The sequence below is a fragment of the Oceanobacillus sp. FSL K6-2867 genome (assembly GCF_037963145.1).
Taxonomy (GTDB): domain Bacteria; phylum Bacillota; class Bacilli; order Bacillales; family Amphibacillaceae; genus Oceanobacillus.
Map to the genome: position 1 here is coordinate 848,618 of NZ_CP150144.1, position 25,304 is coordinate 873,921.

The 25,304-nt window shown below is 38.4% G+C and carries 23 protein-coding genes and 1 riboswitch; of the genes, 7 read left to right on the plus strand and 16 right to left on the minus strand.

Annotation, left to right across the window (positions count from 1 at the left end; translation table 11 throughout):
- Positions 1-28: 28 nt before the first annotated feature.
- From sspL to NSQ77_RS03995, 5 genes are all read right to left on the minus strand, one after another.
- Positions 29-169, minus strand: coding sequence for a small, acid-soluble spore protein L (gene sspL, locus NSQ77_RS03975; RefSeq protein WP_339228933.1), 141 nt, complete (start codon positions 167-169; stop codon positions 29-31).
- 205 nt (positions 170-374) lie between these two features.
- A complete protein-coding gene (locus tag NSQ77_RS03980) occupies positions 375-1,979 on the minus strand; it encodes an acyl-CoA synthetase (protein ID WP_339228934.1) in 1,605 nt (534 codons plus the stop codon).
- Between the two features lie 353 nt (positions 1,980-2,332).
- On the minus strand, positions 2,333-2,947 hold the full coding sequence (locus NSQ77_RS03985; protein WP_339228935.1) for a 3'-5' exonuclease: 615 nt from the start codon (positions 2,945-2,947) through the stop codon (positions 2,333-2,335).
- 30 nt (positions 2,948-2,977) lie between these two features.
- Positions 2,978-3,718 carry a CBS domain-containing protein gene (locus NSQ77_RS03990; RefSeq protein ID WP_339228936.1) on the minus strand — a complete coding sequence of 247 codons (741 nt, stop codon included), beginning with the start codon at positions 3,716-3,718 and terminating at the stop codon, positions 2,978-2,980.
- A gap of 23 nt (positions 3,719-3,741) precedes the next feature.
- The gene (locus NSQ77_RS03995) at positions 3,742-4,677 is read right to left on the minus strand and encodes an MBL fold metallo-hydrolase (protein WP_339228937.1); all 936 of its coding nucleotides are present in this window, start codon (positions 4,675-4,677) and stop codon (positions 3,742-3,744) included.
- A gap of 180 nt (positions 4,678-4,857) precedes the next feature.
- Positions 4,858-4,960: riboswitch (SAM riboswitch) on the plus strand.
- A gap of 99 nt (positions 4,961-5,059) precedes the next feature.
- Between NSQ77_RS03995 and NSQ77_RS04000 the strand changes: the two genes are divergently transcribed.
- Genes NSQ77_RS04000 through NSQ77_RS04010 form a run of 3 tightly spaced genes read left to right on the plus strand, consistent with a single transcriptional unit; the run spans position 5,060 to position 8,088 of the window.
- Positions 5,060-5,812, plus strand: a complete 753-nt coding sequence (locus NSQ77_RS04000; protein ID WP_339228938.1) for a cyclase family protein — start codon at positions 5,060-5,062, stop codon at positions 5,810-5,812.
- Between the two features lie 21 nt (positions 5,813-5,833).
- On the plus strand, positions 5,834-6,937 hold the full coding sequence (locus tag NSQ77_RS04005) for a 5-methyltetrahydropteroyltriglutamate--homocysteine S-methyltransferase (RefSeq protein WP_339228939.1): 1,104 nt from the start codon (positions 5,834-5,836) through the stop codon (positions 6,935-6,937).
- A 44-nt stretch (positions 6,938-6,981) separates the two neighbouring features.
- Complete coding sequence (locus NSQ77_RS04010) at positions 6,982-8,088, plus strand: 5-methyltetrahydropteroyltriglutamate--homocysteine S-methyltransferase (protein ID WP_339228940.1); 1,107 nt, start codon at positions 6,982-6,984, stop codon at positions 8,086-8,088.
- Between the two features lie 244 nt (positions 8,089-8,332).
- Here the strand turns inward: NSQ77_RS04010 and NSQ77_RS04015 are convergent, their stop codons facing one another.
- The 9 genes from NSQ77_RS04015 to NSQ77_RS04055 form a co-directional block, all read right to left on the minus strand.
- Positions 8,333-9,382 (minus strand): hypothetical protein, encoded by a 1,050-nt coding sequence (locus NSQ77_RS04015; RefSeq protein ID WP_339228942.1) that lies wholly within the window; start codon positions 9,380-9,382, stop codon positions 8,333-8,335.
- Between the two features lie 99 nt (positions 9,383-9,481).
- On the minus strand, positions 9,482-10,597 hold the full coding sequence (gene menC / locus NSQ77_RS04020; protein WP_339228943.1) for an o-succinylbenzoate synthase: 1,116 nt from the start codon (positions 10,595-10,597) through the stop codon (positions 9,482-9,484).
- A gap of 116 nt (positions 10,598-10,713) precedes the next feature.
- Complete coding sequence (locus tag NSQ77_RS04025; protein WP_339228945.1) at positions 10,714-11,514, minus strand: GNAT family N-acetyltransferase; 801 nt, start codon at positions 11,512-11,514, stop codon at positions 10,714-10,716.
- A 17-nt stretch (positions 11,515-11,531) separates the two neighbouring features.
- The gene (locus tag NSQ77_RS04030) at positions 11,532-12,656 is read right to left on the minus strand and encodes a M20 peptidase aminoacylase family protein (protein ID WP_339228947.1); all 1,125 of its coding nucleotides are present in this window, start codon (positions 12,654-12,656) and stop codon (positions 11,532-11,534) included.
- A 71-nt stretch (positions 12,657-12,727) separates the two neighbouring features.
- The gene (locus tag NSQ77_RS04035; RefSeq protein WP_339228949.1) at positions 12,728-13,570 is read right to left on the minus strand and encodes a MurR/RpiR family transcriptional regulator; all 843 of its coding nucleotides are present in this window, start codon (positions 13,568-13,570) and stop codon (positions 12,728-12,730) included.
- Between the two features lie 248 nt (positions 13,571-13,818).
- On the minus strand, positions 13,819-14,073 hold the full coding sequence (locus NSQ77_RS04040) for a hypothetical protein (protein ID WP_339228950.1): 255 nt from the start codon (positions 14,071-14,073) through the stop codon (positions 13,819-13,821).
- Between the two features lie 202 nt (positions 14,074-14,275).
- Positions 14,276-15,607, minus strand: coding sequence for a citrate:proton symporter (locus NSQ77_RS04045; RefSeq protein ID WP_339228952.1), 1,332 nt, complete (start codon positions 15,605-15,607; stop codon positions 14,276-14,278).
- A 176-nt stretch (positions 15,608-15,783) separates the two neighbouring features.
- Positions 15,784-16,503 (minus strand): response regulator, encoded by a 720-nt coding sequence (locus NSQ77_RS04050; protein ID WP_339228954.1) that lies wholly within the window; start codon positions 16,501-16,503, stop codon positions 15,784-15,786.
- Positions 16,496-18,145, minus strand: coding sequence for a sensor histidine kinase (locus NSQ77_RS04055; RefSeq protein WP_339228956.1), 1,650 nt, complete (start codon positions 18,143-18,145; stop codon positions 16,496-16,498). Before NSQ77_RS04055 ends, NSQ77_RS04050 begins: the two co-directional genes overlap by 8 nt.
- Before the next feature lie 229 nt (positions 18,146-18,374).
- On the opposite strand from NSQ77_RS04055, the gene NSQ77_RS04060 reads away from it, so the two are divergent.
- Positions 18,375-18,959 (plus strand): SCO family protein, encoded by a 585-nt coding sequence (locus NSQ77_RS04060; RefSeq protein ID WP_339228957.1) that lies wholly within the window; start codon positions 18,375-18,377, stop codon positions 18,957-18,959.
- Positions 18,960-18,983: 24 nt separating this feature from the next.
- Entirely contained in the window at positions 18,984-19,580 is a 597-nt protein-coding gene (locus NSQ77_RS04065; protein WP_339228959.1) for an NB-ARC domain-containing protein, read from the plus strand.
- 52 nt (positions 19,581-19,632) lie between these two features.
- On the opposite strand, the gene NSQ77_RS04070 is transcribed toward NSQ77_RS04065, so the two are convergent.
- Positions 19,633-20,880: a glutamate-5-semialdehyde dehydrogenase gene (locus NSQ77_RS04070; RefSeq protein WP_339228961.1), complete on the minus strand. Its 1,248-nt coding sequence runs from the start codon at positions 20,878-20,880 to the stop codon at positions 19,633-19,635.
- On the minus strand, positions 20,877-21,995 hold the full coding sequence (gene proB / locus NSQ77_RS04075) for a glutamate 5-kinase (RefSeq protein WP_339228962.1): 1,119 nt from the start codon (positions 21,993-21,995) through the stop codon (positions 20,877-20,879). Before proB ends, NSQ77_RS04070 begins: the two co-directional genes overlap by 4 nt.
- A gap of 913 nt (positions 21,996-22,908) precedes the next feature.
- On the opposite strand from proB, the gene NSQ77_RS04080 reads away from it, so the two are divergent.
- Both NSQ77_RS04080 and NSQ77_RS04085 read left to right on the plus strand, forming a co-directional pair.
- Complete coding sequence (locus NSQ77_RS04080; protein ID WP_339228964.1) at positions 22,909-24,249, plus strand: cytochrome ubiquinol oxidase subunit I; 1,341 nt, start codon at positions 22,909-22,911, stop codon at positions 24,247-24,249.
- Complete coding sequence (locus NSQ77_RS04085; RefSeq protein WP_339228965.1) at positions 24,246-25,271, plus strand: cytochrome d ubiquinol oxidase subunit II; 1,026 nt, start codon at positions 24,246-24,248, stop codon at positions 25,269-25,271. The genes NSQ77_RS04080 and NSQ77_RS04085 overlap by 4 nt, the downstream gene beginning before the upstream one ends.
- Positions 25,272-25,304 lie beyond the last annotated feature (33 nt).

Below are 25,304 nucleotides of genomic sequence, written 5' to 3' on the forward strand. Positions count from 1 at the left end.
CCATTTTTTATCTGCCAAGCTGCATTCATTATATTTTGGTATTTTTCTTTTTTGCACGCTGTTCAAGCTGTGACTTTGGCTCCTGTTCAGCTGCGTCTTCTGAATATCCTTGTGGATTCACACTCGAATTAACTCGTTTCTTACTCCAATTATCATTTTTATTAGCCACCTCAAAACACCTCCAAGGCTTAGTGTTTCAAATTATTTTCATTGTATACGAAGAAAAGCGAAAGCCCACTAACGGACTAAAAAGAGACGTCCTGAAGCCTGCGAACCGAAAAGGTTTGTCACAATGCCTATATTAGCACTTCCTGCGTCTGTGCGTCGCAGCGACGTACGGGTGGAACACAGCGAAACTTTCCTTTGCTAATCTTTTATTGTTCAGCCAAACCTTCATATTTATCTCTCAATGAACGCTTCAGCACCTTCCCACTTGGATTTTTCGGTAGTTCATTTGTAATCTCCACATGTTTAGGAACTTTGTATTTCGTTAGTTTATCTGTACAAAATTGAATCACCGATTCTTTGGTTATTTCCGACCCTGTTTTTGGAACAACAATCGCTGTCACGGCTTCAATCCAATATGCATCAGGTATACTAATTACAGCGACCTCTGAAACTCCTTCTAACTGATAAATGATTTCCTCAATTTCCCTGGAAGAAACATTCACACCACCAGTATTTATCATGTCTTTTTTGCGATCTACAATTGTAATATAGCCGTCCACATCCATTACACCTAAATCCCCACTATGAAACCACCCGTTTCGAAATGCCTCGGCCGTTTTTTCAGGTTCGTGTAAATAACCTTTCATGGCATGCGGGGTACGATGGACAATTTCTCCAACCTCACCCCGTTGTACTTCATTACCTTCCTCATCAACAATTTTCGTTTGCACATTTAATGTCGCTTTTCCGGCAGACCCAAGCTTCCGTAGCTGATCTTCCGGCTGAAGTGCGGTTGCAAGGGGGGCGACCTCGGTTTGGCCATAAAAATTCCAGAATTGAGCATTTGGCAAACGCTCTGAAAGCTCTTTCAAAATTTCCTTTGGCATAATAGCAGCCCCATAGTAGCATTTTTCAAGTGAGGTTAAATCACGTTTATCAAAATCTGGGTGACGTAGTAATCCTATCCAAACAGTCGGCGGGCAAAATAATTGTGTTGCTTTTTCTTCCTCAATTGTTTTTAAAATTAGCTCTGGGTTTGCTGAGCTTAGAATAATCCCACTCGACCCAAGGTAAACACTCGGTCCTAAAAAAACATGAAGCTGTGCACTGTGATATAACGGCAATGCATGGATAGCAATATCCTCTGTTCCCATTTTCCCATCTACAATACTGCTGAGATATTCACTTATAAGGCTTTTATGTGTAAGCATGACTCCTTTAGGTCTGGACTCCGTGCCACTTGTATATAAAACCTGTACGAGATCATCATCAAAAATATCTGCATCCATTAATTGGTCGGACATTCCTTCTTGAGCTTGGGCTAATGGCTTCCAACCTTTAATTTCACCATTATATGGAAGGCTTATGTCCATCAGATAACGATATTTAATATCCTGTTTGCCAACAGACTGGTCAAGCAGGCCTGCATATTCCTCTGAAGCAATGAAACCAATAACCTCCGCATGCTCAACAATATACTGTATATCTTCTCGATTAAGCATATAGTTGATCGGAATCATAACCGCTCCAATTCGCGCGAGTGCAAAATTAACTACAACAAAGTCAAGGCTGTTTTTAGACATGACCGTAATCATGTCTCCCTTTTTCATGCCATCAGCCGCAAATGCATGGGCTGTCTGATTAACAACATTATCAAGCTCTTCATAGGAGATCCTTTTGTTTTTATAAGCTAATGCAAATTTAGTTGGAGTTCTTTCTCGCGTCCGATCCAATATATCTCCTAATGTGTTTCTTCGTGCCCTTTGCAGCATTTTTTCCATTTCATTTTGAACATTTGTATCGACATTCATCGTACCACTCCTTCAGTGGAATAATGATGGCAGACCTGTTGAATATTCTATCTATTATTTTAATTCAGTTAATTATAGATAGCAAGTAGCTTTATTGCTTCAGAGAAGTTTATTTGGGTAGTCTGAAAGGGTGAAGGACCTTAGCGTTTCTTCCGTGCCAAATTGACTTAAATACTTATTGGAATGGATACATCACGTCTTTCTGTTATTAGCTTGATACAGCGTTCATTCTTTCGATTATATATCACCTTTCGAGTACAATTGGATAGCCTTTCCTTCATCTTGTTTTTTCATCAACAAAATAATTCCATTAAAAATGCTAGAGCACTTGTAATAGGCACTAGCATTTCCATTTATTTAAAAAACATCGTGGTACTTCTTTTCACTCGTTTCGTCTTTGGCGGATAATAACCATGTTCGTAGATGCTGCCCTTTGTCATACTGCATTCTTCTAAGAAACGGTCAAGAGAGTTTGTCTTTGTATCACGCAATGCTTGAATCATTACTTGTGCAGCGACTCTAGCATCCTCCAGGGCGTGGTGATGTTCAAATTGCAGGTTATGATACGTCGCAAGTGTATTTAATTTATGATTTTCCAGTTCCGGCCAAAGCTTTTTAGCGATATTCACCGTGCAAAGGTAGTCCATCTCAGGATAGGAAAGCTTATAATAATCAAGTGTATTGCGAATCACACTCATATCAAAGCTTGCATTATGTGCGATTGTTAGATGGTTGTTTAAATAATTCCGCAATGTCGGCCAAAGCTCAGCAAATGTAGGAGCATCGGCAACTTCATATTCAGTAATCCCATGAATATACGTATTGAATGATTTAAATTCCATTAACGGATTGATAAGACTGTAAAATTCATCCATTATCCCATGCTCATTGGCTACTACTAAACCTACTGCACAAGGACTAAAGCGTTTTTCATTAGCAGTTTCAAAGTCTATTGCTACAAACTCCATAACTGTCCCCTTTCGTGTTTCATACTATGTTCAAATCTCCATAATATCCCAATTGGTAACAATGCCGATAAGCCCTCCTTTGGAGCTTCCTTCTTTTGTGATCAGTAATGCTTCCAGACGATTACCTTTTCCAATTTGCTCCTTAAAAATCTCCTTCGCTTCATAAACGGATGTTTCTTTTGATATGAATCTGAAGTTATCCCTTTTTTCACATTCCAAGACTTCTGCCAATGTTGCATCTAATAGAGAATTTATTCGTTTTTCGATTCCTTTTGATAACCATTTAGTGATCCCTTTATGCGTAATTAGCCCTTGGAATACATTTCCTCTATATACTGGAAATTTTGTAATCCCATGCTTATTAACAATTTCCAGCACATTTGACAATGGATCCGTTTCTTGAAAGCATACGACCTTTCGGATAAACAACGGGTCTACTTTTCGGGGTTTCAAAAGTTCCAATTCAATCGTTTCTATCCGTTCTACAACAGAATCATGCGGCTCTGCAATGGTATACATAAGATCTGTCTTGTTATGTACAATAGCATTTCGCAGCTCGGCAAATTCAAGAAGGTCATCCTGGAACTGTTTTATCAACGCATTAGATTTGCCTAAGACTTTAACAGCCCTTGAAAACCCCATTTCTTTTTTTATCAGCAACGCTTTTAAACCTTTTTCAATTCGATTGAATGCTGTCAAAAAACGATCTGAGTTTCGATATAGTGCAGTTGCTTTCTCCTGCTTTATAGTTGGATTGTTAACACGATTCACATGCTGGCCTCCTTATCCTGAATCTATTGTATATACCGAAAATAAGCCTTCCCATTATGATAAAACCGATGAACCTTATCCATTGCCTCTAAGTATATTAATCTTGTTAAAGTTGCCATAAAAGGACTAACAAAGCGGGCAAAATTTAATTCACCATAAATTTTTTCACACACTCCAGCTGCTGTCAAAAACTCAGCTTTAACAATGCTTTCTACCTCGTTTAACCGACGCTCGTGCCTTTGCATTAAAGTTTTTACACGTTCACCCAAGCGATAGATATTCTCACCATGCCCCGGTAAGACTAACTCTGTCGGATAATGCTGCATCCGCTCAACTGATGCAAAATAATCGTTTAATGGATCGAATTCCTCGCCTGTCCACAAACCGATTACAGGAGAAATGTTATTTAAAATATGGTCACCAATTAGCATTAGCTTCCTGTCTTTTTGATAAAAGCAATAATGATCTGGAGCATGACCTGGTGTCCAAACAGCCTCAAACAACTGATTCCCTAACAGCATGGTATCTGTTTCTTCAAAGAATCCATCTGGTTCAAATTCATAGATAAAGGAATCATTCCCAATTTTGCCAGGCAAATCCGGGCCCCCATGCATATGAAGCAAATCAGCCAGATTTTCTTTAATTCTAGCTTTATCACGATGTTTCAACATTTCCTTATATCCAAGTTTCGATATAAAAACGGGAACACCCTTTTGATCCTGAAACCATCTCGCAAGACCAATATGATCCTGATGTGTATGTGTTAAAACAACCTTTTCCACTTCGACACCAGTATCGAATAGCGATTCCCAAGTCGCAATTGCTTCTTCTGCATAAATCCCTGTATCAATAACGGTATAGCCATTCTCCCCTTTTACAAGATAGCTATTTACCTCTTGCATTCCTCCAGGAAAACGAACGACTAGCTTTTCTATACCCTCACAAACATCTACTAACAAATTATCATCCCCATTATACAAAGCTCTTTCTATACTATTAATTTTAGCGTTCATCAGTTAGATTGCAAGAATCTCTAACTTTTGCAGTGGATTTTCACGCTACATGTAATTTTCTTAACTTTAATGGTTGACATTCAGAATCGTATGGAGTATTCTAATTATTAATTTCATACAAAAACTTTCTTATCCAGAGAGGTGGAGGGACTGGCCCTATGATACCTCGGCAACAGACTTTTTAAGTACTGTGCCAATTCCAGAAGCAATGATTGCTTGAAGATAAGAAGAGATATTAGACGATACGGTACCTAAACCTCTTCTTATTTTTAAGAAGAGGTTTTTTCATTTCTCTTAAGATGTTAAAAAAACTATTGGGGGGATTCAATTGTCAACGGTTCAAGCAGGAACAGAATTGCAACAGGCAATTGCATTACTGAAAGAAAAGAAATGGGTAGATCTCACGCATGCGTTTGGTCCAGATTCACCACATTTTTCAGCATTTGATGATGCGGAATTCAAGACGCTTTTCACACATGATGATGGCTTTTTCGCACAACGATTTAACTTTCCTGGACAATACGGCACACACATTGATGCACCGATTCATTTTGTACAGGATCAACGTTACCTTGAAGAGCTTGAATTAAAGGAGCTTGTTTTACCACTTGTAGTAATCGATAAGTCAAAGGAAGCTTTAGAAAATAATGACTTCACCTTATCTAAAGAAGATATTCTAGCATTTGAAGCAACCAATGGAGAGATTGAAGCAGATACATTCGTAGCATTACGAACCGACTGGAGTAAACGTTGGTCAGATAAGACTGCTTTTGAAAATAAGGACGAAGCAGGCAATAGTCACTTGCCTGGATGGGGAATCGACGCACTGCGATTTTTATTTGAAGAAAGAAACATAAATGCTGTCGGTCATGAAACATTTGATACAGATTCCTCCATCGATGTCCGAAAAAATGGCTCACTCATTGGCGAGTATTATGTGCTGGAACAAGATACATATCAGATAGAGCTACTAACCAATTTAGATAAAGTACCAACAAAAGGAGCTTATATCTTTAATATCGTTGCCAAACCAGAAAAAGCAACTGGATTTCCAGTAAGATCTTTTGCAATATTACCTTAATAAAAATATGGAGGGATTTTCATGACGAAAACATTAATTAAAGCACCATTTAAAGCAGACCACGTAGGAAGCCTATTACGACCTGAAAGGATACATAAAGCGAGAAAGGATTTTAAAGAAGAAGCTATTTCCACAAGTGAGCTTCGTGCGATTGAGACAGAGGAAATTAAGCGAATAGTTGATAAACAAATTGAAGTTGGCCTTCAGGCTGTAACCGATGGGGAGTTTCGCAGAAGATTTTGGCATACAGATTTCTTAGAGCACTTTATTGGAATTGAAGGCTATGTACCAGACCATGGATTTAAATTTGTAGACGTAGAAACGGAAAAATACGACGTGCGCAATGTTGGAAAAATAGCATTTGACCCAGAACATCCATTCATTAAAGACTTTATTGAATTTAAAGAAATTGTTGGTGACAGAGCTGTCGCAAAACAAACAATTCCAAGTCCAAATCAGTTGTTCAATGCTGGAATTCGGAATACAGATGTCTATCCAGACATCGAGGTATATGCAAATGATATTATCGTCGCTTACCGTGATGCGATAAAAGCATTTTACGATGCAGGCTGCCGCTACCTGCAATTAGATGATGTTTATATTGCAGGATTGAGCTCTGATACGATTCCATTTAATGATAGTAAATTAACAAGAGAATATTTAATCGATTTAGCGCTCCGAGTTGCGAATGGTGTACTAGAAGATAAACCAGAAGATTTAGTTGTAACGACTCATTTATGTCGCGGAAACTATCAATCTACCTGGGCGTTTGAAGGAAGCTACGCAAAAATTGCACCAACATTATTCGCAAAAGAAAAAGTAGATGGATTTTTCTTGGAATATGATGATGACCGTTCTGGAACCTTTGAGCCATTGAAGTATATCCCAGAGGGCGGTGCACAAGTAGTCATTGGCGCTGTAACATCTAAATTTGGTGAACTTGAAGATAAAGAGGCATTGAAAGCACGCATTCAAGAAGCTGGTAACTATGTACCGTTGGAGCAATTAGCTTTAAGTCCGCAGTGTGGATTCGCATCAACCCACCATGGTAACAAGCTAACAGAAGAAGAACAATGGAAAAAACTGAAATTTATCGTAGACATTTCAAAAGAAATTTGGGGATAATTTTTCTTTCACATCTAAAAAATTAAAGAAAGAAGGAATAGATCATGACAAAAACTTTAGTAAAAGCACCTTTCAAAGCAGACCACGTAGGAAGTTTATTACGCCCAGAAAGCCTACATCAGGCGAGAGAAGATTTTAAAGCAGGAAAAATCACTGCGGCAGAATTACGCGAAGTAGAAACGAAAGAAATCAAACGTATTGTTGATAAACAGATTGAAGTCGGATTAGAAGCAGTAACCGATGGTGAATTCCGTCGCAGCTGGTGGCATCTTGATTTTCTTGAGCATTTAAATGGGATTGAAGGCTACAACACCGAAAAAGGCTATCAATTCGATGGCGTAGAAACAGACCGATATCATGTTCGTAACATCGGGAAAATTTCCTTTAATGCCGATCATCCGTTTATTAAGGACTTTATTGAATTTAAGGAAATTGTTGGTGACCGTGCAGTTCCGAAACAAACGATTCCAAGTCCAAACCAGCTATTTGAAGTTGGGATACGAAACCCAGAAATTTATCCAGATATTGAAGAATATGCCAACGATATTACACAAGCATACCGAGACGCTGTAAAAGCATTCTATGATGCTGGTGTGCGTTACTTACAATTAGACGATGTGTACATTGCTGGACTTTCATCTTCTGACTTTAAATTAATCGATACTGGCGGCTATTCAAGAGAGCAATTAATCGATTTAGCAGTTCGTATTGTAAATGGTGTACTCGAAGACAAACCAGAGGATTTAATTGTAACAACACATCTATGTCGCGGAAACTATCGTTCAAGCTGGGCATTCCAAGGAAGCTATGCTGAAGTTGCTCCGATTCTTTTTGCGAAAGAGAAAGTGGACGGCTTTTTCCTTGAGTACGACGATGAGCGTTCCGGAACCTTCGAACCGCTGAAACATGTTCCAAAAGGTGGAGCACAAGTCGTTATTGGAGCGATCACATCCAAGTTCGGTGAGCTAGAAGATAAAGAAGTGATCAAAAAGCGAATTGAAGCTGCATCAGAATTCGTCCCATTAGAGCAAATTGCTTTAAGTCCACAGTGCGGATTTGCTTCTACGCATCACGGCAATAAGCTATCAGAAGAAGAACAATGGGCGAAATTGAAATATATAGTTGATTTATCGAAAGAGATTTGGAAATAATCATGTAGACTTGGCAGAAAGGAAAGTACAAAACTTTCCTTTCTGCAACTAAGGCATCCCCCAAAGTCTTGGTGAATGCCGGGTTTTCTAAAAAAACTTACAGTGTGCAATTCAAATTGCTGTTCGTTTTTCTCATTTATCACGCATTAACGGGTTGTAATACCCTCACCTCTAAACGCGAAGGAACCAAAACATGTGAAGGTGTGAGGAAGGAATGGAAACCCTCAGTGAATGAAATTTCACTTTATGATTTTTTTCTCAATCTAACCCAAGATATAATAACTGCAATAATTAAAACAAAACCTAAATACCCGGTAATTGGATAAACAGTCCCAACAAGTGTTGTAAAGCCGATAAAGCTTGCACCAAAGGCCACTAAACCTATGATAACAACGGCTCCTTTAAATGTTTTCGTATTCTGCGGAACTAGTCGTGCGGTAAAAGCATAGAGCATACCTACTGCCGTGTTGAAAATCATCCCTAATAAAGCAATTGCCATTAATATACCAACAATTGGCGAGACTTCTGTTGCCAGCATTAATGTAGGCATATCTGTCTTTTGAACAGATTCTATATTCATAAATAAACTTAAATTAATTAAAAATAGTAATAATCCAAGTCCAATACCACCAAGAATCCCACCCCATCCAGCAGTTTTTCTATCCTTCATTGTGCCGCCAATGACAGCTAGCATAGCAAATCCTGCTGCAAGATTATACGAAACATAGAGCAATGCTCCTGTAATAAAGTTAGGAGCTGAAGCAGCCTGCGTCTCTGCCAATGCATTTAACTGACTAAAGCTTGTCTCACTGGTAAACAAAGAGTAGCCCGTTATAATAAATATTAAAACCAATAAATATGGGGTTATACTGCTTATTACTGTAATAACTTTATTTACATTTAAACAAAGTGTTGCGATAACAGCTGCGGTCATAATTAAGTTTCCAACAAGTGGAGGAACATCGAATTGCTGTTCAAAAATTGATCCACTTCCAGCAATCATTACAACAGCAACTCCAAACAGGAAGAATGTAATCAATAGATCGATTGCTAATCCAAAATATCTTCCACAAATTTTATAAATTACTTCACGATGTGATATTGTTTGATGATAAGATCCAAGTTGTAACACATGCATTCCTAGAAATGCAAACAGTAATCCTGCAATAATTGTTCCAAGTACACTATAGATGCCAAAGCTCGTAAAAAACTGCATCACTTCCTGACCTGAAGCAAAACCTGCACCAACAATTAACCCAACATAGGCTCCAGCAACCTGAAGACTCTTTTTCATATGTAAATCCCCTTCTATTTATATCTAAATATTTCGACTTTTCGTTTTATGTAAGAGGAGTGCGTATAGTGCTCTCCTCACATAAAACAGCGTATTTTATTAGAAATGATAAACTCTTGTCCATTCCGTAAATTCATCCATTGCTTCCTCATCGATGTCATAGCCAATTCCAGGCTGTTCCGGAACGTGTATGAGTCCATCCTCAGCAATAACTTCTGGCTTAATGATATCTTTTTCCCAATATCTTGAAGAACCAGCTGTATCTCCTGGTAACACAAATTGTGCAAGTGTTGTTAATGCAATATTATGTGCTCTGCCTACACCAGCTTCGAGCATGCCACCACACCAAACATCGATACCTTTATCCATACAAAAATCATGAATACGTTTCGCTTCGGTTAATCCACCGACACGCCCAATTTTTATATTAATAATTTTGCAGCTGCCAAGCTCGTAGGCTTTTTTCGTGTCGTCGAGTGAATGGATACTCTCATCTAAGCAAATTGGTGTTTTCATAACAGCTTGAAGCTTCGCATGGTCTATAATATCATCATGCTGTAAAGGCTGTTCAATCATCATTAAATTGAGATCATCTAACTTTTGTAAATGCTCAATATCATCAATTGTATATGCTGAATTTGCATCCGCCATAATTGGTGTATCCGGAAAATGCTTGCGTACCTCACGAAGAATCTCTACATCCCAACCTGGCTTAATTTTTATTTTTATTCGTTTGTAGCCGGCATCAACAAAGTGTTGAATCGTTTGAATTAAATCATCTAATGTAGGCTGGATTCCTATACTGATTCCAACATCAATTTGTTTTCTTTCTCCACCTAGAGCTGCCGCTAATGTTAGATTTTCTCGTTTTGCATATAAATCCCAAACTGCTCCCTCTAATGCAGACTTTGCCATATTATTACGCTTAATTGGATGGAATAAATCGGATACTTGATCCGGATGACTGACTTGATTATCTTTTAAAATAGGAATAAGAAAGTCTTCCATAACATGCAAATTTATCTTTACCGTTTCTTCACTATACCAGGGACTTGAAAATGCAACAGACTCCCCATACCCGCGATTTCCATCTTCATCAATGAGCTCTGTAATAAAAAATTCTTTATCCTGGAAGGTCCCAAAGCTCGTTGTAAAAGGATTCTTCATGCGCATGTTCAATTTATGTAGTTTCAGTTGTTTAATAGGTATTGTCATTGTGTATCCTCCTGGTTAAATTAATGCTGACGACCTTAATATCTGCCAGACCGTCAGAAGATATCTTAAGTATTTTACAGGCTGGAAAGTTTTATTTTTCCCGCCTGTTTCAATACTTACTGCTTGCGAAAAACATAGTAATTAAAGTCATCAGCATAATGAATAAAATCGAAAGCTTGATAGCCATGTTGGAAGAGTCTTCTAAAGAGACCTTGCGTTATAAGTCTCCATGTTTTTGCAAGGTCAAAGTTTTCCTCTTTCAGACTTTGGTAATTTGCTGGAATTGCAACCAGCCAAACATCCCTTTCCATACTATCACTTGCATGATAGTTGTCTGTTAAAATTGGCTTATAATCATCAGAGTCCATTTGTAATAATATATTTGCCGCATCAACTGGTACGGCTTCCTTCTCTTTGCAGGTTTGAGTAATATCCCACATAATCTGAAAACGATCAGATGGCAGTCCTTGACTGAATTCATCACCTAGCTCACCATAATGATTTTCTTTAAAATAAACCCCTTTGGCACCAAGCTTGTGCAAGTTTAAATAGGCGTTTACACTTTCTAATGGATCAAACGTCCATGTTATCATTTCATAGCCCATTTCTTTTGCCAATGCCGCTTGCTTTAGTTTTAACCTTCTTCCAATTCCATCTTTCCTATACGCTGGAAGTATTCCCATCATATGAGAGCATAAGTAAGCATTTTTTCCATCAAATCCTGCGAAGCTGTATAGAAATCCAATTAGCTTTTCGGAATCATAGGCTCCTAAAATAATGCCGCCATTCGTTAATGCTGTAAATGTTTGATGCAACGGGATCGCCGACATATGCCATACTGATTCTTCCAGCTTCTGAACTTCTCTTAGTTCGTTCAGTGTCGTTATTTCTGTAATGTCTAGTTTATCTTTTGTCACTCGAAAGACTCCTTTTACTAAAATGACTCCATTGTTTTATATAAGGCGCGTGTTATAATTTCAACTGCTTTTGGAATAGCGTTATGATTAAAGATCATCTCTGGATGATGAAGACCCGGCACCAAATCACACCCAACTGCCAGCATTGTTGCTTTTAAAGCTGGTCGTTTAATTGTATAAAAATGAAAATCATCCCCGCCTGTTGTTGTAATAACCGGGGATAAATTATCTTCTCCCGCACATTCAGCAATTGCCTGTCTCATAAAAGATATTGCATCTTGATCAAGCTCTGCAGCGGCTATATTCGCTCCAACTGACAAATCAATTTCTACGTCATAAAGCTCCGCAAGCGATGAAGCAATGCGATAAATTTTTTCTGTAATTTCTTCCATCACTTCATTATTCTGAGCCCTCACGTCAATTGAAAAACTAGCATTTCCGGGAATTATATTTGAGCTTTTTCCCCCTGCATGGAACGCAGTCATTTTAGCAGAGTGAGGAATCATCGGGTTCACTCGAATGCTATTAATCGCTTGAAAAAAATCCGTTCCAACCTGAATGGCATTTGCATTTAAATGCGGTCTGGCTCCATGTGCATCATGCCCTTTTATATGGCCTTGGATAAACTTAGCTGCACCGTGCTTAATAGCCGGAGCAAATTGTCCATATCCTAACTCCTCTATCGGTCTCAAATGCATGCCATACAAATAATCCACATCGTCAACAATGCCTTTGTCCACAAAGGCTAACGCACCATTGCCTTTCTCCTCTGCTGGTTGAAAAATAAATCGAAATGTTCCTTCAAACTGTTTCTTTTCTTCTAAGATTGTAAGCAGCGCCCCAATGACAATCGTCATATGGGCATCATGTCCGCAGGAGTGATTTGCCTGGAATGTTCCGTTCACTTCCTGCCATAATGCATCGATATCTGCTCTGAGGGCAATAACAGGACTGCCGCTACCTACATCGATTACTAAACCTGTTGAATCATCAAAACGTTTTATCGTACAGTCCTTGCCTTGAAACAGCTTTTCAATATAAGCGGTTGTCTGACTTTCTTCCCAGCTGATCTCTGGATTTTCGTGTAAATAATTAAATATATCCTTTAATAAAGGATTTAGCTTTTTTAAGGTTGCATCCATTTTAATTAACTCCCATCTAAGCTTAAAAAATTGCCATTAATTCACGTATACAGATATAAAGAAAATTCCTATCAATCAAAAAAGTCCTTTCCACTTATGGAATCAAACATTTTTACTCTTTCTTTAACTTTTTCATCATTTTCAAGTGAGATTGACGCAATAATACTGTTTGACAATGACATTACTGCTGGTGCAACATCTAAGGTTGATTTCCCGGAAAGCTGCACACTTAATACTAAATCGCAATATGTTGTAATTGGAGAAAAGCTTGAATCTGTTATTCCAATTACAAATGCTCCCCCATTTTTAGCATGCTTGGCAATATTAATCGTATCTATAGCGTATCGGTGAAAAGAAAACCCTACAAACACACTTCTCTCCGTAAGCTCGCTTAGCCGCAATAGAATATCATCTGTGCCCGGATTATACATCCTTGTATGACCGAGAATTAAATCAAGTGAATACGAAAACCAGCTTGCTAATGCATGAGAGGAACGAACTCCAGCAACAAAAACACGATCTGCATTTGTTAATTTCGTTACAGCTGTTGAAAGATTTTCCTCTGATAGCCGCTGCATCACTTTTTGAATGTCTTCTGCATCACTTGCCATTAATCGTTTAATGGAATTCTTTGTGCCGCCACCAACCTTTTTATCCTCCACATAATCAGATAGTGAACTCTTTTGTAATAGAATATTTTGAACCTCCCCTTGAAGTTCCTTATATCCGTTATATCCAAGCTGTTTACAAAATCTTATGATAGTTGTTTCACTAACTCCAATTTGTTTTCCAGCTTCTGTTGCAGAAGAAACTGCAAATACCCTCGGGTTTTCCAAAATATATGAAGCAATCTTCTGTAAACTATTTGTAAACGTATTTTTTTGTTGATAGATCTTTTGGTAAATATCATCCATATCAATACCTCATTAAATTACAAAATAAAGGGTTTCCTTTATTTATTTAAGAAAAAGAAGTAATTCCTTTTTTCAGTTAATTCATACTATCATATTTCCAAGCGTCTGTCACCTTGTATTTTTTTAAAAAAACTGGTATGAACTATACCTAACAGGTAAATGCTATCATTCTGCTTATGTCGATAGGATGATTATACTCCCTTATTGAAAAAAAAGACCACCTTATATTAGGCAGCCTCTGCTTAGAATTAAAAGATATAAAATGCCAATGCCAATATGGAAAGACTAATGGTGATGACATATATCAAGATCAATGAAGGCAAATTGGATTTTAAGGATTTCGTTTCATACTCAAGCGAACGTGCAAACTCACTTGCAGCTCCTTCTCCAGCCTCTTCATATTTTCTTTGTTTGTCCTCTTCCTGTTTCATACCATATAAAGTCAAAACAACAGCAATCAGACATACCGCTCCAACAAGAACAATCATTCCTGTACTTACCAACCTATGCCCTCCTCAGTTCTTGCACAACTTGATTATTTCAAAAATTTTAATATAAAAATAATTGCCTGAAGCCTATTATATCGCATTTCTTTTAACATAAGTTGGACTCTATCATTTTGTTGAATTTTTGTAACTTAACTTGCAAATAAAAACGAAGCCCACATAAAATGAGCTTCGCTTTATTAAATCGTTTACAATCTGCTTAAACTGCAATAACACCAATTAATACAGCAACAATTAAAAGTACAATACTTAATCCCCACATCCACATAAGGGAATAGCGTATATGTTTTCCCATTTCAAGACCTGCCAAGCCAAGCGCTAGCCAAAGTGCAGGTGAAAATGGACTAACAAAGGTACCGACAATATTACCGATAACCATGGAGTATGCTGTTGAGAGGGATTCAATTCCAAATCCTGTTGCAATTTGATCAACAACCGGCAATAAAGCAAAATAGTATGCATCCGTGCTCAGCAGTAAATCAAATGGTACTCCGAAAAATCCGATAATTAAGTGCAGATATGGTGCAATAAATGCTGGAATGACTGTAACGAAGTCTTCTGCAATTGAATTCAGCATTCCTGTTCCTGTAAGTATACCTAAAAAAGATCCTGCAGCGAGAATAATCGTGGCCATCATTAAAGCACCGGGCGCATGGCTGCGTATTCTTTCTGACTGCTGTTTCATATTTGGATAATTAATCGGCAAGGCAATACTAAGACCAATCATAAAAGCAAAGCCTGCCGGAATAATCCCCCATACAAGTACGCTGATTACAGCGACAAAAAGAATCGCATTTACCCAAAGCAGTTTAGGTCTAGCCAAAGACTCCCCATCCTTTGCAGCTGACGAATCACCATTCATTTGTTCAATTGCGGCTGCAGATTCTTCAGCACTGACAAGACCGTAGTGCTTGCTTATTCTTCGCTTTTCCATAACTCCCAGGAAAGCGGCTAAAACAATCATTAATACCATACCAGTGATCTGTATTGGTACTAAAGGTCTCCAAAGCTCGGTAACATCCATATTCAGCACAGAAGCTGTACGTCCTATAGGTCCTGCCCAAGGAACCATATTCATAATACTGGCACTTCCGCCTATTAATAATAAAAGTAAATACGGGTTCATTTTTAAATGTTTATACAATGGCAAAAGTGCTGGAATTGTAATTAAAAATGTAGAAGCCCCAGAACCGTCTAAATGTGCAATCGCCGCCACAACAACCGTACCAATACTAACTGTAATAACATTTCCTCTCGTTAGTCTTATCATGTTCCGAATTAAAGGATCAAAAAGACCCGCATCCTGCATAACACCAAAAAACAGAATAGCGAAAATAAACATGATCGCCACTTCAATTACGGTTAATGCACCTTCTGTGAAGAAGTCGCCAATCTCCGAAAATCCAAAGCCTGCTATAAGTGCACCGATTAACGGTACTAACACCATAGCTACAATCGGTGTTACTTTATTGCTGATCAGAAGTAACACAATAATTAAAATCGTCAAAAAACCTATTATACTTAAACTCACTCTTATTTCCCCTTCCCAACTAAACGCAACACATCTTTTTATCTCCCATGACCTCTTGTGTAAGCGCTAGCAAAACGTATAAGTAAAAAATAGTTTGTATTTTTTACTTATTGAAAAAAATAACATAAATAAATTTAGGAAGGAAGTTTCTTATCATAAACGGTCTAACTTTCATATTAATCATTTTGTTCATAAGTTTCACGAGGGAAGTATCTTCGTTCTGGTCTGCCTACAGTGCCGTATTTCAGTCTTGTTTCTACCTTGTCTATGCTTACTAAGTACTCTAAATAACGCCGTGCAGTTGAACGACTTGTCCCAATTTGTTTACTAAGCTCGACAGCCGTAATTCCCCCGAAATGTTCAGCTTTCAACAAACTTGTAATTTCCTTTAATGTAATCGCATCAATCCCTTTAGGAAGACCAGCATTCTGTTCTTTTGGTATTACAGCCGGCTTTGACCAAATCATAGCATCAATATCACCCTGCTCCATCTCCGTTACAGAAGATAACAAATGCCTTCTTTCCTTATACTTTGTTAACATTTGCTCAAATCGAGCTACATCGACCGGTTTGATGATATAGTCAAAAACACCGCCACGAACTACTTCTTGAACAGTTTCCACTTCTTTTGCAGCTGTAATAATAATAATATCTATTTCTCTGTAAGTGCTTCTGATGTTCCAGAACAAATTTAGTCCCTCTACATCCGGTATATAGATATCCAAAAGAATAATGTCTGGAAGTTCCTTGCTTTCGCTTAGTGATGCCAATGCTCCTTCTCCGGTCCTTACCGTATCACTTACGATAAATCCATCTACTTTTTCAACAAATTGGCGATTTATATTTGCAACTCGAAAATCATCTTCCACAATTAAGACACGATAGGCTTCATGCATCTGCATCTTCCCCTTTCTTTGGTAGAATCATAATAAAACAGGCGCCTCCCAAGTCACCCTCTTCTAATATTAATTGTCCCCCTATCCGTTGGACTGCTTGGTACGTTAAAGCCAGCCCAATTCCTCGATGGGTTCCACTCTTTGTCGAAAAACCTTGTTCAAAAATTCTAGGTATATTGGATGCGGCAACACCCGAACCAGAGTCTTCCACTTCCACCAGCACATCTTCTCCCATATCTGTAAACAAAATGGATACATTGCGCTCGTTAGGATCCTGGTCTTTCACTGCTTCGATAGCATTTTCTATTAAATTTCCAAGCGCTGTTAACAATACATCTTTTTCTTCTTCTGAAAAACGATAGGATAGCTGGCTGTCTGGGTGGATTGACATATGTACACCAAGCTCATTTGCTTGATTGAATTTCCCTTGGAGAATGGCGTGAATAAGCGGATCTGCAATATTATCTGTTAAGAAACGCTGCCACTTTTGTCTTAATTTGCTTTCCTTTTTAATAAATTCAATTGCCTCCTGATTCTGATTTAACTGCAGGAGACCAAGAATGGTATAAAGCTTATTGGAAAACTCATGGGTTTGTGCGCGCTGTGTGTTTGCATACTGCTTTATCCTTGATAATTCATGGATAACACCTTCAAGTTCTGTCTTTTCACGAAATGTTAAAACGGTTCCGATAATCATCTCATCATTATACATCGGCGTTTGGTTTATCAGTACCACCGTTTCACCGAGAATTGCTTCTCTGTCATAGAAACTCCTGCTATTATCCAAAAAATCCTGGATATTTAACGAGGGGATAATATCTTGGATTGGTCTTCCACTGTAATCCTCTTCCCCTACTCGCTGTTTAAATAAAAGCTTTTGCGCGGCTGCATTCATCATGGTAATTTGACTATTATTATTAACCGCAATAATCCCTTCATGTGCAGATTGCAAGATAGCTTCCTTTTCGATCATTAAATGCGCTATTTCCTCTGGCTCCATATCGGACAGCAATTTTTTTATATAATGCGAAATATAAATAGCACCAAGAACACCGAGCAATATAATAAGTGAAAGTGTAATCCAAAGCGAATGATTCCGATCTGCAATCACCTTCTGTATATCATCATTCAAAAATCCGACTGATACAACTCCGATTATCTCTCCATCATCAGAGTATACAGGGGCTTTTCCCCGGATTGATAATCCGAGTGACCCTTCTTCAACAGAAACATAGGACTCACCATTTTGCAAAGCCCGTTCATTATCGTCTCCCACCATTTTTCTTCCAATGCTCTCTTGATTAGGGTGTGAATAACGAATGCTTTCTGTATTTCCAACCACAATAAATTCCGCATCGGTTTCCTGTTGAATCGGATCAACAATGTCCTGAATTATGGATGCTGGATTTTCTGCCTGAAAAGCTTCCTTTAATGCTGGCATGTTGGCGACACTTGCAGCAACGCTAAGTGCTCGCTTGCCTATTTGATCTTCCATAGTATCTTCGATGAAATTTTGAAGAAATAACGCAAAGATGATGAAAATCCCAACAATCAGGATACTGATTAATACTATCATTTTTGCTTTCAGCTTAAACTTTACGCTTGGGCGGATATTTTGTTTCACTTGATAAAACCCTCTCATTTTCACCGCTCCTTGGAAACATTATCTTTCTTCATAAAACACATTATTTTAAGAATACTAACGTGCCTCCATAAAATCAAACCTGGCTGTGTCAGATTTTAATTTTTCATCCTGATAAAATACCTGAACAGGCAGCATGAAATCGTTCACAATGGTTTCACTGAACTGGAACATATCATTAGTGATATAATGTTATACTAGCGCTAAATACATATAAGGGGACATTTAAATGAAAAAAATACTCCGATTAAATATACTACTATTGGCTTTTATTTTAATCGGCTGCAGCTCCGAAGCTATTGAAACGAATATGTCGGAAAAAGTAGATGATTTTCATTTTACAACACAAGATAATGAAAGCTTAAGTCTCAAAGACTTGGAAGGTAAGTGGTGGATAGCGGATTTTATTTTTACAAATTGTACGACCGTTTGCCTTCCGATGACAGCAAATATGGCTGAATTGCAATCAAGAATTAATGCACAAAACCTTGATGTTCAGCTTGTATCTTTCTCAGTAGATCCCGATTATGATACACCAGAGGTTCTGAAGGAATATGGGAATAGCTATCAAGCAGACTTTGAAAACTGGTCGTTTCTAACTGGTTATGATTTTCAAACGATCAAAGAATTATCAATTAAATCTTTTAAAAATCTAGTCAAGGAACCACTAGAAGGAGACGACCAAGTTATGCATGGGACTAGATTCTTTCTCGTAAATCCTGACGGAGAGGTTATTAAAGGCTATGATGGGATAAGCTCTAGTGAAATTGATGTCATCGTAGAAGATTTAATGGCTGTAACCGCGAAAGAATAACAAGAAATAAGGAGTGAAAATGTATTGCAAACTAGCGAATACAAGGCAAGCTATTCATCACTTTGTAACACACTGGAAAATTTTTATCGTACAGACGAACCAAAAATTATTGCGATCGATGGGCGGTGTGGTAGCGGAAAAACAACCTTGGCTAAGCAGCTGGCCACCAAGTTTGATAGTACACTTTTCCATCTGGATGACTTTTTCCTTCCTTTTGAGATGAAAACAAATGAACGGATGTCTGAACCTGGTGGCAATGTTCATTATGAGCGCTTTAAGGAAGAAGTCCTTCTACCATTACAAAGTGGCAGCACAACCGTTCATCGTCCATATAATTGTCAGCAGAAAGCCTTGGATGACCCAATCCAGACCGCTTTTAAGCACCTGACCATTGTCGAAGGAGTTTACTCCCTGCATCCTGCATTGCAGGACTTCTATGATTATAAAGTTTTTCTTACGGTTGATAAAAATGTGCAGCGTAAGCGAATCCAGCAACGTAATGGGAAGGAAAAGCTAGAAACCTTTATTCAAAGATGGATTCCTTTGGAAGAGCATTATTTTGACTCGCTTCAACTTGAAAAACAATGTGATCTCGTTATAAATACGACAACCAATCAATAACTCAAATACACAGAGGGGCTGTTCCAGCATGGAACAGCCCCTTTATAAATAATTAATTTCTGATTTGACCGCTGCCTTTAATTTGAAACTTGCTTGATGTTAATGCTGCAAGCCCCATTGGACCTCTAGCATGTAATTTTTGTGTACTGATTCCAATTTCTGCTCCATATCCAAATTCAAACCCATCCGTAAATCGGGTAGATGCATTATGATAGACAGCGGCTGCATCTACATGATGCAGGAACATTTCGGCATGTTTAGTATTCTCTGTAATGATTGACTCGGAATGCCTCGTTCCATATTGATTAATATGCCCGATTGCTTCTTCAACCGTATCCGCTAATTTAACACTGATGGAAAGTCCAAGGTATTCACTTGACCAGTCTTCTTCTGTTGCTTGGTTAGCTGCTGGATAAGCTTCACAAATTTTCTCATCAGCATAAATTTGAACACCGTTCTCTTCCAGTTTTTCTAACAATTCGCTGCCATGTTGACTAAACCATTCAGAATCGATTAAAAGAGATTCGATCGCATTACAGACAGATGGCCGCTGCAGCTTTGCATTCAATACAATTTGCTCTGCCATTTCTTTTTCAGCCGTTTTATCAATAAAAATATGACAATTTCCAGCACCTGTTTCTATTACAGGTACTGTAGCTTCCCGAACAACAGTATCAATCAGGTTTTTACCGCCTCTAGGTATTAATACATCCAAATAATCGTTTAAGCGGAATAATTCACGAGCTGTTTCTCTGCTTGTGTCCTCAATTAACTGCACAGCATTAACAGGGAGAGCACTGCGCTCCAAAGCACGATGAATGGAGCTGATTAAAGCGATATTTGAATTTTTAGCTGAAGAGCTCCCTCGCAAAATAACCGCATTTCCTGTTTTTAGTGTAAGTGTTGCTGCATCTACTGTCACATTCGGTCTAGCCTCATAAATGATACCTACAACACCAATTGGCACCCGCTTCTTTTCGATGTTTAGGCCATTTTCCTTATTAATCGATTCTAAGGTTTCACCAATTGGATCATGAAGCTCAATTACTTGACGAATGGCAGCAGCAATTCCTTCAATACGCTCTTGATTCAGCATAATGCGATCTAAGACAGCATCAGAAAGCCCTTTTTCTTTACCTGCCGCAAGATCCTTTTCATTTTCGATAAGCAACATTTCCTGATCCATTATTAATTGCTCTGCAATTAAAGCTAATGCTTCATTCTTCTCTTCCGTCGTAACTCCGGTCATTGAATAACTCGCTTCTTTTGCAGATTTTCCTTTTTGAATAACTTCACTCATGACAATTCCTCCCCGATTTTTTGTACACCTACCCAGCCATCACGATGAATTACCTCTATGGAAGAGGCGAAACCTTTCTCGTTTTCAATATGTTCGTTGATTGCCTGTTGCAATTCAGCAGATGAGCAGCTTACTTCTCCCTTGCCGAGCAATTCATTTAACCCATAAACATGAACAACATCACCTTTTTTAAAGGATCCACTCATTCTTAAAATACCAGCTGAAAGCAGACTGCTTCCTTGATGAGATATCGCATCCTCTGCTCCTTTATCCACATAAAGCTTTCCCATCGATTCGGAGTGGATTGCAATCCATTGTCTCCTCGTATTGATTGGCCCTTTCACATGCCCAGCAATATACGTTCCATCGCCATTACCTTGTAATACGTGCAGTAATTTGTCGTGACCGATCCCGTAACCGATAAAAACTGGAACTCCAATCATGGTTGCCGTTTTAGCTGCCATCAGCTTCGATTTCATGCCTCCTGTTCCAACCTTTGAACCGCTTGCCCCTGCTGCTCCAATCATTTCATTTGTTATCTCATCAAGGTAGTCATATTTGATTGCTGAAGGATTCGTTCTTGGGTTTCCATTATAAATTCCATTGATATCCGTTAAAATAATGAGCTGATCAGCATGAATAAGGCCGCTGACTAATGCTGATAGCATATCATTATCACCAAAGGTCAATTCCTCAATTGATACCGTATCATTTTCATTTATGATTGGCAGTATGCCTCTTTCCAGCAGCTCTGTCATAGTTGCATAAGCATTTCGATAACGTTCTCGATTTGAAAAATCATCCCGTGTTAATAATAACTGGGCTGCTGTTATACCGTAGGCACTGAATTTTTCCATATACGTTTGAATTAGCAAGCTTTGCCCGATGGCTGCAGCAGCCTGTTTTCCTTTTAAGGTAACTGGTCTTGATGAATAACCAAGTCCCCTAAAGCCAGCTGCAACAGCTCCTGAAGATACAAGGATAACCTCATGATTTGCTTCTCGAAGCGCAGCCAGCGCGTGAATATGATCATTTAGTTTTTGCTGATCGATTTCACCTTTTTCATTTGTTAGTGAGCTGCTGCCAATTTTGACTACGATTCGTTGCTTGCGCATTTCTATTACCTCCATTAAACGTATTTCTTTATCTACATTTGAAGACCTGGCATTCATCCAGCTTTCAGGCGAATGCCTTAACGCAAAAAAAGCCCAATCATCCTATATTATAAGGACGAAAGAGCTTCTTCCGCGGTACCACCATTACTTGAATGTATTCACATTCCACTTCATCCATAACGCTGGAAATGCGCCCATGTATTGGCATGGGACTCTAAAGGTAGGTTCTGCAGGTTGTCTATGACGGAATCTTTCAGCTCTTAAATTCCGCTCTCTTTCATAGCAAGCACTGCATACTGGTCCTCTATTAACGTTCAATATATTGCCTTCTATTATGGCGAGAAATAAACCCGTTGTCAATAGGTAAAATATTCAGTTCTTTTATCTGCGATCTTCTTAATATCTAACTGAGATTAGATGTTGCCCATGACCAAAATTAATAAAAATAAGACAAATATTGCAAACATATGCATCATGTCCCAGTCACAATGAAGTTGAATTGGAAGATGACGACTTATCTGACACAGGGAGTTGTACTGAACTTGAGGGAATATGATCATCCCTCTTTATTCAGACACCGGTTAAGGTGCATATTAAAATTATCAAGTCACTTTTGCAGAACAAACATATAAGAAATGTATCTACGATAAAGAAATTCATCTCATCTTTCAAATGAAATAAAGATTAACAACGAATTTTTTGGGGAAAATACTAATTGATTGTCATTTTCTCTATTTGTTATATGATTGTTAAAGAGTTCACAATTAATTCATTTCCCGTTTGAAATATTGTCATATCTAATATCCAATTAGGTATGACAACACGTTAGAATAAAATTAGATGTGCCTCTACACATATCTATACAGAACGTAATCTTGGGATTTATTTGTAAAATTAAGGAGGAGGATCTGCGTTGTTATTTGATGATCCGGTATTTGCGAGCAGGTTATTAACCATTTTAACCCTTTCATTCCATATTATCTATGCAACCATCGGTGTTGGGGTTCCACTCATGATCATGATTGCACAATGGGTTGGGATCAAGAAAAACGATATGCATTATATGCTGATGGCCAGACGATGGGCAAAGGGATTTGTCGTCACGGTAGCAGTGGGTGTCGTAACAGGGACTGCAATCGGTTTACAATTATCGCTATTATGGCCCAATTTTATGGAGCTTGCAGGTAATATCATTGCATTGCCATTATTTATGGAAGTTTTTGCTTTCTTTTTCGAAGCAATTTTCTTAGGGATCTACTTGTATACATGGGATCGTTTTGATAATCCTCGTAAACATTTACTATTATTGATTCCAGTTGCACTAGGAGGCGGTATGTCCGCTGTCTTCATTACAATTGTTAACTCATTCATGAATGCTCCAGCTGGGTTCGATATCGTCAACGGAGAACTGGTAAATGCAAATCCAATTGCAGCAATGTTTACTGCAGCAATGCCTACAAAGGTTTCCCATGTACTTGCTACTGCCTATATGACTATTGCCTTTATGCTCGCAGCAATTGCTGCATTTAAACTGCTTAAAGGTTCGAAACATGAGTACCACAAGAAAGCACTGTTTATGACGATGAAAATCGGACTTATATTCTCCATTGCAGCTGTGCTGATTGGAGACCTATCAGGAAAATACTTAGCAGAATACCAGCCTGAGAAGCTAGCCGCTGCTGAGTGGCATTTTGAAACAGAGGAGGCTGCACCGCTCATTCTTTATGGAATGCTTGACGATAATCAGGAAGTGAATTATGCGCTGCAAATTCCATTTGGATTAAGTATTCTAGCACATGGTTATCCAAACTCGGAAGTGATTGGGCTGGATCAATTTCCAGCAGAAGAACAGCCTCCGTTAATTATCCATTATTATTTTGACTTAATGGTTACAATCGGTATGTTCATGCTGGCGCTTTCGCTTGTCTATTGGGTTGGAATCAAGCGAGGCTGGTTTTTTGTTAAGACAGCGTGGTACCGATCGCTCATTGTCCTTGGTGGCCCATTATCATTCTTAGGGATTGAAGCTGGCTGGTGGATGGCGGAAGTTGGTCGCCAACCATGGATACTCAGAGGAATAATGACGATTGATCAGGCAGCAACCACTAGTGATTATGTCGGACTTATGTTTATCCTTTTCGTAGGACTATATTTCATTTTAGGTGTTGGTACGGTTGTCGTGCTGAGACGAATGTTTAAGAATGATCCGATTGAAGAAGCTCTTGCCAAACAGCAAGGTGGTGATTTAGAATGAGCTTAGAGGTTCTTGGAATTTCCGTGCTTTGGTTATTTTTATTCGGTTATGTCATTGTCGGCTCAATTGACTATGGTGCGGGATTTTTCAACGCACAAAGCATCATAACTGGAAAGCAGCATATTTTATCTAAAATCATTCAGCGTTATCTTTCTCCTGTTTGGGAAGTAACAAATGTATTCTTTGTATTCTTTTTCGTTGGGATTGTTGGATTCTTTCCACAGTCAGCATATTACTTTGGAACGATTTTACTGATTCCAGGAAGTATTGCGCTTATATTGCTGGCAATCCGAGGATCGTACTATGCATTCGAATCCTACGGAACAAGAGGTCATAAAGGATATGCTTTTATGTATGGAGCTTCTGGATTATTAATTCCAGCTTCATTATCAATTGTATTAACCATCTCAGAAGGTGGATTTGTATCGATTGTGAATGATAACCCGGTGCTTGATTATGCAGCATTATTTATTAGCCCCTTAACCTGGTCTATTGTTGCACTGAGCATTGTTGCGGTTTTATATATTTCCGCTGTGTTCCTTACATGGTATGCAAATAAAACCGGTGATACAAAAGCAACCGATCTGATGCGTAAATACGCACTTGGCTGGGCTGTCCCATTAATTATTACTGCCAGTGGTATTGTGTATGAATTAAGCTTTCATAATGAAGCACATTTCGAGCGCATTATGGATTTGTGGTGGATGTTTGTACTTTCCTTTATCTTATGGGTTGCAACAGTGTGGCTCATATGGAAAAGAAGAAACTACGGTACGGCGTTCTGGCTGCTTGTTGGTCAATTTGCACTGGCATTTTTCGCGTATGGAGTTTCGCATTACCCGTATATTCTTTATCCATACCTAACCATTTATGAAGGGTTCACAAATACAGCGATGGCAGTTTCATTAGTATTTGTATTTATTCTTGGACTGGCCTTGTTACTTCCTTCCTTGTATTTATTATTACGGCTATTTCTTTTCGATAAGAATTATGTACAAGGAATTAAGAATAAGAAGGAGTGAGCTGAATGTTTCATGATTTTCTAATATTTGTCG

Excerpts from the sequence above, each read along its gene's own strand:
- NSQ77_RS04060 (WP_339228957.1), top strand. The coding sequence starts at position 18,375 with ATGAAAAAAATACTCCGATTAAATATACTACTATTGGCTTTTATTTTA.
- NSQ77_RS03985 (WP_339228935.1), bottom strand. The coding sequence starts at position 2,947 with ATGGAGTTTGTAGCAATAGACTTTGAAACTGCTAATGAAAAACGCTTT.
- NSQ77_RS04085 (WP_339228965.1), top strand. The coding sequence starts at position 24,246 with ATGAGCTTAGAGGTTCTTGGAATTTCCGTGCTTTGGTTATTTTTATTC.
- NSQ77_RS04035 (WP_339228949.1), bottom strand. The coding sequence starts at position 13,570 with ATGGATGATATTTACCAAAAGATCTATCAACAAAAAAATACGTTTACA.
- NSQ77_RS04010 (WP_339228940.1), top strand. The coding sequence starts at position 6,982 with ATGACAAAAACTTTAGTAAAAGCACCTTTCAAAGCAGACCACGTAGGA.
- proB (WP_339228962.1), bottom strand. The coding sequence starts at position 21,995 with ATGCGCAAGCAACGAATCGTAGTCAAAATTGGCAGCAGCTCACTAACA.
- NSQ77_RS04030 (WP_339228947.1), bottom strand. The coding sequence starts at position 12,656 with ATGGATGCAACCTTAAAAAAGCTAAATCCTTTATTAAAGGATATATTT.
- NSQ77_RS04005 (WP_339228939.1), top strand. The coding sequence starts at position 5,834 with ATGACGAAAACATTAATTAAAGCACCATTTAAAGCAGACCACGTAGGA.
- NSQ77_RS04015 (WP_339228942.1), bottom strand. The coding sequence starts at position 9,382 with ATGAAAAAGAGTCTTCAGGTTGCTGGAGCCTATGTTGGGTTAATTGTT.
- menC (WP_339228943.1), bottom strand. The coding sequence starts at position 10,597 with ATGACAATACCTATTAAACAACTGAAACTACATAAATTGAACATGCGC.
- NSQ77_RS04055 (WP_339228956.1), bottom strand. The coding sequence starts at position 18,145 with ATGAGAGGGTTTTATCAAGTGAAACAAAATATCCGCCCAAGCGTAAAG.
- NSQ77_RS04050 (WP_339228954.1), bottom strand. The coding sequence starts at position 16,503 with ATGCATGAAGCCTATCGTGTCTTAATTGTGGAAGATGATTTTCGAGTT.
- NSQ77_RS03980 (WP_339228934.1), bottom strand. The coding sequence starts at position 1,979 with ATGAATGTCGATACAAATGTTCAAAATGAAATGGAAAAAATGCTGCAA.
- NSQ77_RS04070 (WP_339228961.1), bottom strand. The coding sequence starts at position 20,880 with ATGAGTGAAGTTATTCAAAAAGGAAAATCTGCAAAAGAAGCGAGTTAT.